3 protein-coding genes are annotated in these 1,864 nt (G+C 33.0%); all 3 read right to left on the reverse strand.

The features are described from left to right. The coding region (locus BUC03_RS15010; protein WP_143159225.1) for a hypothetical protein at window positions 1-1,126 on the reverse strand (1,126 nt) is incomplete at its 3' end. Window positions 1,127-1,155: 29 nt separating this feature from the next. After that, the gene (locus tag BUC03_RS15015) at window positions 1,156-1,332 is read right to left on the reverse strand and encodes a PID-CTERM protein-sorting domain-containing protein (RefSeq protein ID WP_234971647.1); all 177 of its coding nucleotides are present in this window, start codon (window positions 1,330-1,332) and stop codon (window positions 1,156-1,158) included. Between the two features lie 361 nt (window positions 1,333-1,693). Continuing rightward, complete coding sequence (locus tag BUC03_RS15475; protein ID WP_394333519.1) at window positions 1,694-1,858, reverse strand: T9SS type A sorting domain-containing protein; 165 nt, start codon at window positions 1,856-1,858, stop codon at window positions 1,694-1,696. Between the last annotated feature and the right edge of the window lie 6 nt (window positions 1,859-1,864).

Below are 1,864 nucleotides of genomic sequence, written 5' to 3' on the forward strand. Positions count from 1 at the left end.
TAGGAGGTACAGCATCACACCAGTTAGCCGCATTGGTAGGATCTGTATCTGCACCACCAATCCAAATGTATTCATTTGGATCATTAGCTTGACCAAAAGTAGCGGTTAAATCTATAGCTAAAAGAGAATTTCCTCCTGTTTCTTGCATTCTAATTTCTACTTGACTACTTCCATCTAAATAACCTTCCCAAACATTTGGAGTAGAACTATTAGCGTCCCAAGTAGATCTTTGATATACCGTTACCCCATCTATAATCACCTCAATAGCATCATCATGTCTTAAAATATCTAAATTATAATAACCACAATCAAAACCTTCTCTTCTATAGACATAAGAATGTTGTTCATTAGATGCAACGTCTGCTCCAATATATCCTGCTGCATCAGAAGGATTATCTACAGTACTCCAAAGATTTCGAGTATCAAAAGAAACCCCTGTTTGGGTATAATATCCGTGGTAAGTATCAAAATTACTACCTTCATAAACCCCTACTTGCCATTCAAAATTACCAAAAGAAGTATCTTCTGGAATACCTTCTACCACCATTCTACCATAGGACTGTCCTCCACGCTCGGACCACATAAAAATTACTTCAGAATCTGCATCTAAAGCCCCGTACCAAACATTAGGTGAAGTATTACAACATGTTGTTGTACTCCAAACTAGACTACCATCAATATAAAGTTGGGCAGCATCATCATAACCACTTTCTCCATTTGCCCCTTGCATACTAATAACATAATTGGGAGCAGCCGGAAAACCTTTTCTTTTGTAAACTACGTTATAAGTATTACTATCTGACATTGGGCAACCCACATAGGTTGAAGCAGCACTTGGGTTAGACGAGGTAGCAAAATAAGAGGTAGAATTAAAACTAATACCACTTGTACCGTAACCTGCATCTATATAATACCCTTGGTAATGCGATATAGTATCAAAAGTTGAATTATCATAGAAACTATAACTATTTGCACCATTATCGTAGTCGTACGTATGAGCTATCCACTCATTATTTCCAAAATCATTTTGACTGTATGTACTTCCATTAGGTAAACATTGTGCTATTGAGTTATAACCCAACACAAGAAAAAGTATGCTAAACGCAAAAACGTATTTATTTCTCATATTACTCTGTATTTATTATACATCACTTATTAATCTTGTTTATATTTTTTAACACCATAAATTGCTCCTGCCGCGAAACCAGCAAATATTAATGAATCAATTGGTGCCGCAGGTGTCTCATCATCTACATCATCACCAAAACCTGGAAGCTGAGCAAATGCTGAAAAAGAACAAGTAAACAATAGCATTGTGAATACTAAACTCATTTTTAAATATTTTTCTTTCATACTGTAGGTAATTAAAAATTTAGGAATGCTGTAAAATGATCTATCTGTAAAATTATTACTGAAAATCAAGATCTTACAACTAGCATTAATTTATTCAAATTTAGCGCTAAACCCAACAACTAAATAACACACAATACAAAATTATTGTTAAATTAGTCATTTAAACTGTTAAATACACGTTTAAACTGAAAAATAAAATAATTTTTAGTATTTCCAAATGTTAACTCTATAAAATATAAGTTTTCGAGAAAAAGTATTCTATAGCTTTTTAAGCAAAAAAAGAGAGCTTGCAAATGCAAGCTCTCTTTTTTTATCAACTTTTTTATGTATCGTAAAAATGTTAGTTCTTCACTATCTTTTTTACATAAGATTGTCCGCTCTCAGTGCTCAATTTTAGCAAGTACACTCCACTATTCAAGTTTAAATTCTCTAGTGTTATCGTGCTGGTATTAGCATCTTGAGTTGCTGTAAAGACATTTTTACCTAAAATATCAAATAACTGTATACTTAC

This window comes from Mesonia phycicola, assembly GCF_900141885.1.
Classification (GTDB): domain Bacteria; phylum Bacteroidota; class Bacteroidia; order Flavobacteriales; family Flavobacteriaceae; genus Mesonia; species Mesonia phycicola.

Excerpts from the sequence above, each read along its gene's own strand:
- BUC03_RS15015 (WP_234971647.1), bottom strand. The coding sequence starts at position 1,332 with ATGAGTTTAGTATTCACAATGCTATTGTTTACTTGTTCTTTTTCAGCA.